At 26.6% G+C, this 8,027-nt stretch carries 7 protein-coding genes; all 7 read left to right on the top strand.

The genetic code is table 11. The features are described from left to right. Positions 1-1,459 (top strand): fibronectin type III domain-containing protein (locus tag ACRDBA_RS10240; protein WP_438572827.1); only part of this gene is annotated, 1,459 nt, incomplete at its 5' end. 110 nt (positions 1,460-1,569) lie between these two features. Beyond that, positions 1,570-2,316 (top strand): hypothetical protein, encoded by a 747-nt coding sequence (locus ACRDBA_RS10235; protein ID WP_438572826.1) that lies wholly within the window; start codon positions 1,570-1,572, stop codon positions 2,314-2,316. Next, positions 2,306-3,538: a glycosyltransferase gene (locus ACRDBA_RS10230; RefSeq protein ID WP_438572825.1), complete on the top strand. Its 1,233-nt coding sequence runs from the start codon at positions 2,306-2,308 to the stop codon at positions 3,536-3,538. Before ACRDBA_RS10235 ends, ACRDBA_RS10230 begins: the two co-directional genes overlap by 11 nt. A 136-nt stretch (positions 3,539-3,674) precedes the next feature. Next, complete coding sequence (locus ACRDBA_RS10225) at positions 3,675-5,801, top strand: glycerophosphodiester phosphodiesterase family protein (RefSeq protein WP_438572824.1); 2,127 nt, start codon at positions 3,675-3,677, stop codon at positions 5,799-5,801. A gap of 320 nt (positions 5,802-6,121) precedes the next feature. Beyond that, complete coding sequence (locus ACRDBA_RS10220; RefSeq protein ID WP_438572823.1) at positions 6,122-6,772, top strand: M15 family metallopeptidase; 651 nt, start codon at positions 6,122-6,124, stop codon at positions 6,770-6,772. A gap of 16 nt (positions 6,773-6,788) precedes the next feature. Further along, a complete protein-coding gene (locus tag ACRDBA_RS10215) occupies positions 6,789-7,481 on the top strand; it encodes a response regulator transcription factor (RefSeq protein ID WP_438572822.1) in 693 nt (230 codons plus the stop codon). Continuing rightward, a partial coding sequence (locus tag ACRDBA_RS10210) for a histidine kinase dimerization/phospho-acceptor domain-containing protein (protein WP_438572821.1) occupies positions 7,468-8,027 on the top strand: 560 nt, incomplete at its 3' end. The genes ACRDBA_RS10215 and ACRDBA_RS10210, both read left to right, overlap by 14 nt.

Genomic DNA, 8,027 nt, shown 5'->3' with positions numbered 1-8,027 from the left:
AGAATTCAATAACTATTATAAGCTTGATATAGGATCAATAGAAAATAATATTTTAGTCCAAAGAGATGGAAGTTTATCAGGATATATATATCCTGATTTAAGCCAAGATATAAATGAAATTAGGATAAAGGCAATTGATTCTGTAGGAAATCAATCTATTAATGATGTTAGAACTATATATTTAGTAAAGAAAAATACTCAGTATGCAGTTCTAAAACCTGAAAATCTAAAGGTTAATGCAAATGATTTAGTAAATATAAAAGTTAAAGTAAATAATGTTTCAAAAGCGAAAGAAGTATTGTTTAAATATAAAATAGATGCTAATTTAGCTAAAATAATAGATGTTACTGTATTATCTGAAAATATTGGGAATATTAGCATAGAATATAGTATTTCAATGGATTCTGATAATTATCAAGTAGTAAGTGGAAAAATAAAATTACTTGAATCTATTAGTGGTGAAAAAGAATTGGTGAATATAAAGTTAGAAAATAATAGTTTGAATCTTTATAACACAGAAATTTCTTTGGAAGGAAGTACAAGCTATACTAATGATTCAGGAAAAACAATTGTTTTAGATACAATTTTTGTGAAATATACTAATGCATTAGAAAGTGTATTAGCAGAGATATTGCCTTATTGGGGTGAAGGATTAACGTATAAGTCTTATTCTAATATAGTACCAAGTTTAGGTAGTAATTATGATTATTCCAATATAGGATTAAATATTAAAGTAAAAGATAATAAAGGAAAAGAATATCCTATTATTTATAATAATGATGTAAATAAGTTTATAGCAGTATTACCTTTAAAAGAGGATATGTATACTTTAACCTACGATATGCCAGGACATTTTATTATTGATAGGAGATTTACTATTGATAGAGTTGATGACTTTGGTGGAGGATATGTTGAAAGTATTGAATTTGAAAGAGTTTTAGCTGGTGATATTAATAAGGATAATGTAATTGATATAAATGATGCAATAATAATAAGAGACAACTATTTAAGTACTCTTAGAGAAGCAGATATAAATTATGATATAATAGTTGATATGAAGGATATGAATTATATAATACAAAATTATTTAACTAAAAATCCTAATATCATAGATTCACCAGAGCCCGTAGAGGAAAAAGACGGAGAAGTTCTGCAAGATGTAATTAATTCTTTAAAAAAGACAACTATAGTTTCTACTAATTCAATAATGAATTTAAAGGGCGAATCAACACAAACTACAGTAATTTTAACTTGGAATGAGCCTGATGTAAAAATAGGATTAACAGGATATATAATTTACAGAGAAGGAAAAGAAATAGTAAATTTAAGAGCTGGAACAGTAAGTTATATAGTTGAAGGATTGAAACCAAATACTATTTATGGATTTAAGGTTGTAGTTAAATATGTAAATGGCAATGTTTCTAAAGCAATTTCAATAAATATAAGAACTAAGAAATAGATGTAAAAAGAGAGCATAAAGCTCTCTTTTTTATTTAATAATTTTCAGTATTTTTGGGAAAATAGAAATACAGATTTGTAATATGCAAATTGTATGGAGGATAAAAGAGTATGAGTGTTAAAAATTTAAGCATATTAAATATAGTAATGCTATTTTTTATGTATTTAATTCTAACAATTGCAAATGAAAAAATTATAATAGTATTTTCATTAGGAATTATATTAGCATTATTAATTTTAATAAGTAAAGGGAATTGGAGAAAAGGACTAAGCTATACTGTTGGATTAGTAGTGTTAATAGGAGTTTTGGCTATAATTATTATGATAATTAGACCGGAGTATCTTAAAATTCAAACTAACTTTGTTATTACATATGGGTTGTTTTCTATGCTTGTATTTCTTATGTGGTTTACCACATATTCATTAAATAAAACAAAATCAAGATTAGAAGAATTAGAAAAAAAGCTAATAAAGTTTGAAAAGGAAGAAAGGAAGTCAAATATCCTTACTATGGAGGAATTTGAAGATAGAAAGAAGTTTATATTGAAGGGATCTTCTAGAAGAAAAGAAAAAGTATATTGTTTAGAAGTATTTATTACATCAGGATATAGAAAGAGCTTTTATAAATCATTGTTTGATAGTATTGGAGCTAGTATATATAAAAGTATAAGAGAGAATTATGATATTGTAGCTGAAAAGGATAGCAAAACATATATAGTATTACTTCAAAATACAACGGAAGAGGGAATAGGAGTAGTTATTAAAAGAATTACTAAAAATATGAATAGCACAATATCATTGGAGAAGGATATTGTTAATTTTAAAAGCTATGAGGTAGGAGAAAAGTATGATAGTTAAGTATATAATGCTTGGAGCATTTATAATATTTACTTTTATAATGATTTATTATTCAAAGCTAGCTATAAAGGGATTATACTATAAGATAAATTATAAGGAAATTTCCATACAAAAAGAAAATTTACCAACAATAGATGTTTTTATTCCATCACATAATGAAGGTGTAGTTGTAAAAGATACTTTAGACTCTATGTCTAAATTAAGATACGATGGAAAGTTAAATATATATTTGTTAAATGATAATTCTCAAGATGAAACAGGGGATATTGCAGATGAGTTTGCAAGTGTATATAAGAATATTCATCATATAAAAGTACCACAAGGAGAGCCAAAAGGAAAATCTAGAGTATTAAATTATGGTTTATCTATTTCAAGTGGTGAATATTTTGTTGTTTATGATGGGGATAATCAGCCAGAACCAACAGCAATTCAGTATTTAATGAATGGAGTTTTAAAAACAAAGGGTGCAGTAGGTGCTGTAGGAACAGTTAAAACAATAAATGCAAAGAGTAATTTATTAACAAGGATGATAGCTATAGAGTTTCAAGTTTTTCAGCTTATATTACAAGCTGGAAGGTGGAAAAATAAACAAATAGGATCACTTCCAGGAACAAATATGATGCTTAAGAGATCATTAATTGAAGAATTAGGTGGGTATGATGAATATGCATTAGCTGAAGATGCAGAATTAACAATAAGAATAACAGCAATGGGAGGTCTTATTGTAGTTGAACCAAGATCTATTACTTGGGAGCAGGAGCCCGAAACAATAAAAGCATTATTAAGGCAAAGAACTAGATGGCTACAAGGAAATTTATACTTAGCTTTTAAATTTTTTAAAACACCTAATTGGTGGACTAGAAGATGTTATGATCATTTTATGCATTATTTAATAGTTTATTTAGTTTTTCCAGGATTATTATTAGTATGTAATACAGTATTTATATTAGGGTTACTTGGTATTATTAATATAGATTTTAAAATACCATTTTTATTAGTGTGGTTTTTATCCTATTATGTTTATACAATACAAATAATATTTGCACAGTGGTATGATAATACATTAACACTTAAAAATATGTTAGTGGGCTCAATAATGTACTTTACATATGCTCAATTGTTTATAGTGATATTTTTAAAAGGAATAGTTGCTACTATTAAAATGAGGAGAAATGGTAATTTTTATTGGGATAAAACAGAAAGAGTTGCTGTGAAGAAATAGGTGCTATGAAATATTGGAATAAAAATTTATGTTAAAAATGTAAAAAATAATATGTTTTAATATTAACATTTACTTAATTTGGAATTAAAGTTCCTTTATTACAATTAACTCATAAGGTTGATTGGAGGAATGAATAATGAATAATAAAAGAATTAAGTCAATAATATGTGCAACACTAGCAGCTGGAATGATAAATGGTTTATTTTTAAACCCAGTAATGGCGATGGGGAATAATGAAGATGGAAATGTTGAAATAAGTTCATTTGGAGAAATTAGAACTGGTACATTAGATTCAAACTTTGAAATAAACGAAGAAAGAAGTTTATCAGATTCATATGCAAGAATTCAAGAAGCAGACACTAAGATTGCAATGAGTGCAACTATAAATACAAAGATTAATAGTGAAGTTGAATTAAGCAAAGCATTAGATAATAACAAAATTGGTGGAGCTATATTATTTGTAGATAGAAATTTAAACATAATAGGAGAAGGAAACAATTTAATAGGAACATTAGAAGATGTTTATGAAAATATAGAAGGTAGATTAATGCCTATAATAAAGATAGAAGATGAAAGTGGAATAAATAATTTAGTAGAATTTATAAATAATAGAGAAATTGAAGATTTATATATAACATCTTCAAATAAAGAATTAGTAAAAGAAGTAAGAAATTTAGTTCCAATGGCTAGAGGAATAATTGAATTTAACTTAGGTAAAAGTGGAGATTTAACTAGAGAAGAATTAATGGAAATAGTAGCCAATACAAATAGCAATGCTTCAAAGGTTGCTTTATTACCAGAAGAATTATTAACAAGAAATAATGTAGAGTTTTTACAAAAAAAATTAATTACTGTATGGGGAACTAGCAAGGACGATAAAATAAGTACTCATAAAGTTATTACATCAGGTGTAAATGGTATAATATCGCAAAATCCTGAAGAGGTTATAAATTCGTTAGAAAGCTACAATGGGAATGATACTATAATAAGACATCAATTTATTATAGGACATAGAGGTATTCCTTCATTAGCACCAGAAAATACAATGTCAGGATATAAAAAGGCTTTTGAATTAGGAGCAGATGTTTTAGAAACAGATATATATTTAACTAAAGACAATCAAATTGTTATTATGCATGATGGAACTATAGATAGAACTACTACAGGAACAGGAAATGTTGAAGATTACACAATGGCTGAACTTAAAGAGTTTTATGCAAATGACCAATTTCCAGAAGCATATCCAGATGAAAGAATTCCAAGTCTTGAAGAAATGTTAGATGAGTTTAAAGCTAAGGATGTAGATATATTTGTAGAAGTAAAATCCTATAAGCCAGAAATAATATCAGTCTTAGTAGATTTATTAAAGGAAAAAGATATGGTAGATCAAGTTTCTATAATTACATTTAGTGATGCACAAGCAAAGCTAATGAGAGAAGCTATGCCAGAAATATCAGTTGGATATTTAAGTTCAGCAGGAAATAATGGAAAGCCATATGATTATTTAAGAAATACATTAAAAACTATTCAACCTATGGGAACTACATTTAATACAAGCTATGCAATGCTAAATAAAGAATATTTAAATATTGCTAAGCAAAGAGGTTTAACAATGTGGCCATGGACTTATAGAAAGGAAGCAGACTTAGCTAAGCACTTTACTATGGGAATTCATGGTTTAACAACGGATTATACACAATGGATTTCAAATAAGGAATTAAGAATAGATGGAGAAAAATCTGAGTATAACTTAACTATAAATGGTGTAGAAGAAGTAAATGGAATAACTACTGACTATATAGGAAATGAAAATAATGTTCAAGGTGAAATAGTAGTTATAGAAGGCGGAGAAAACATTGAAGTTAATGGAAATCAAGTAAAGGGTATAAAATCAGGTGAAGCATATGTTCAAATAAAATATACAGGAGATATGTTAGGAAAGCCGTATGATATATATAGTGAGCCAATTAAGGTAAGGGTTGAAGAGGAAGTAAATGTAGATAAGGTTAAAAAGTTAAAAGCTGAAGAAGTGGGGAATGAAAGCTTAAATTTAGTATGGGAAAAGTCAGATAAAGCTTCAGGAATAACTGAGTATGTTATATATAAAGATGGTGAAGAAATAGCTACAGTTCCATCAGAATATACAAGCTATAAGGTTGAAGGATTAAAGTCTAATAGTATTTATGGATTTAAGGTAACATCAAGATATTCAAATGGGGAAGAATCAAAGCCAACATCAATTAATGTAAGAACTACAAAATAAAAATAAGTTCCAGTTAATATTTAAATTTTCTTATATAAAAGTGCTATAAAAACTAATAAATAAATTTGAAAAAGTATTTTGGGATAATCTTTAGGATTATAACAAAATACTTTTTTATTTAGCATTTTTAAAGACTGATAAGGTTCAATTAAAAATAGAATAAGTGATATTTTATATAATAATTTAATGGAGATTTTCATTTCGTAAGAATTCGTAAGGTTTAGTTAAAAGAAATGTAAGGTGTATTTTTTAAAATAAGTATAGTAAGAGATAAAGCTTATCTTTTAGAAAAATATGCTAAAATGGAGAGGTAACTAAACATGAAGAAATATATAATTGCATTAATACTTTTAGTAGGAGTAATTCAAGTTGTAGGAATAAATAATATTAAATCTAAAGGGACTATAAATTATGAGATACAAGATAACGGTTATAATATAAAGATAGTTAATAAAGATAGAAGCTTAGAAAGAGATTTTGTACCAGAGGATTTAGTGGAGATAAATATTCCATTTCACTCAGATGCTACAGTAGAGGAAAAGCTTGTTTCAAGTGAAATAGTTAATCCTTTAATTGAAATGATTGAAGAGGCTAGAAATAGGGGAATAGGATTATGTGGTTTATCCGGATATAGGTCTTATGAAACTCAAAAAGGATTATTTAAAAATTCAATTGATATTAATGGAATGGAATATACAAGACAATATGTAGCTAAAGAAGGAAAGAGCGAGCATCAATTAGGTCTTGCAATGGATATTGCCACTGAGCATGGTTTTATTATGGAAGGGACAGAAGAAGCATTATGGCTTGAAGAAAATGCTTATAAGTATGGGTTTGTCATTAGATATCCTAAAGGAAAGGAAGAAATAACAGGATATAATTATGAGCCTTGGCATGTAAGATATGTTGGAAAAGAGCTTGCTCAAAGATTATTTGAAGAAAACTTAGTTTTAGAAGAAATTCTTTTATAAAATAGGAAGGTAAAATATGAATATTTTAGTTGTAGATGATGATAAGGAAATTTTAAATTTATTAGAAATATCTTTAAGAAATGAAGGATATAAAATATTTAAGGCTAAGGATGGAAAAGAAGCCCTTGATATTTTTTATAATGAGGAAATTAAATTAATAGTGTTAGATGTTATGATGCCTTGTATAGATGGAATACAAGTTTGCAAGGAAATTAGAGAAAAAAGTAGGATTCCAATATTAATGCTTAGTGCTAAAAGAGAAGATATGGATAGGATATATGGAATAATGACGGGGGCAGATGATTATATGGTTAAGCCATTTAATCCATTAGAACTATGTGTTAGAGTTAGAGCATTATTAAGGAGATCTTATTATTTTAATGAAGAAGAAAAAGATGATAATAACTTATTTATTACTATAGGACCTTTAAAAATAAATAAGTCAACTCATAATGTTACTATTAATAATAACGATATAAGCTTAACTTCAACAGAGTTTGATATACTATATCTTTTATCTAAAAATCCAGGAAGGATATTTAGTGCGGAAGAAATTTTTCAGCACGTTTGGAATGAAAAGTACTTTCAATCAAATAATACTGTTATGACTCATGTAAGTAGATTAAGAACAAAGCTAGAGTTAGCAGCAAATGGAGAAAAAATTATACATACAGTATGGGGAGTTGGATATAAGGTTGAAAAAATATAATAATAAAATAATTTTTATAAAAATATTATCAATAATAGTGCTATCAATAGTGTTAGGAATAATTTCAATAAATATTATTGATTTTTTTGCTAGGATTTTAAATCCTTATAAATACTCGGTATTAAAAGACGAGATATATTATTATTTAGGTGTAACAAATGCGAGAGTAATAGTTATATCCATTAGCTTTACATTTTATTTATATATACTTACAAGAAAAAGTATAAAATCATTTTGTAAAATTTTATTTCAATTGGATAACATGATAGAAGGTAAAAAAGATATAAAAATAGATATAACATCAACTAATGAGTTTGGAACCTTAGCTAATAATATAAATACTTTAGTAGAGAGAATGGAAAATGCAGTTGAAGAGGAAAGAAGATCAGAAAAAACAAAAAATGAATTAATAACAAATGTTTCACATGATTTAAGAACTCCATTAACTTCAATTATTGGATATTTAAATATTGTTGATAATGATAGATATAGAGATGAAGTAGAACTTAGATATTATGTAGAAATAGCTTATGAAAAAGCTAAGGT

This window comes from Clostridium sp. (genome assembly GCF_051654825.1).
Taxonomy (GTDB): Bacteria; Bacillota; Clostridia; order Clostridiales; family Clostridiaceae; genus Clostridium.
The sequence above is the reverse complement of the archived record's forward strand: the minus strand, read 5'-3'. Positions and strand labels throughout refer to the sequence as shown.